Source organism: Mesorhizobium sp. M1D.F.Ca.ET.231.01.1.1 (assembly GCF_003999155.2).
Classification (GTDB): Bacteria; Pseudomonadota; Alphaproteobacteria; order Rhizobiales; family Rhizobiaceae; genus Mesorhizobium.
In genome coordinates this window covers 1-279 of sequence record NZ_RZOZ02000304.1, presented here as the reverse complement: position 1 = coordinate 279, position 279 = coordinate 1, and the positions used below count along the sequence as shown (strand labels likewise).

The window sequence follows — 279 nt, the reverse complement described above, 5'->3', positions numbered from 1 at the left end:
GTGAAGACAATGTTAATCTCAACCTGCGCCGCTTTATGCGGCGCTTTTTTTTTCCGCTCTTTCGATCGACAGAGGATCCCATGCCGACCGAACCCGCTCCTGCCCTGATCAGCAACGACATCGTTGGACTGGGCCTGATTGCCGCCACCCTGGCCCTGATCTTCTGGGCCGCCAGTGGTCCGACGCCGCTGCTGAAGAAGATCTTCGCCTGGGTGCCGGCCCTGCTGCTGTGCTACTTCATCCCCGCCATCTACAACACCGCCGGTGTCATCGATGGCC

At 59.9% G+C, this 279-nt stretch carries 1 protein-coding gene; it reads left to right on the top strand.

What is annotated here, in order from left to right:
- Positions 1-80: 80 nt before the first annotated feature.
- A partial coding sequence (locus EN874_RS33420; RefSeq protein ID WP_135884760.1) for a DUF819 family protein occupies positions 81-279 on the top strand: 199 nt, incomplete at its 3' end.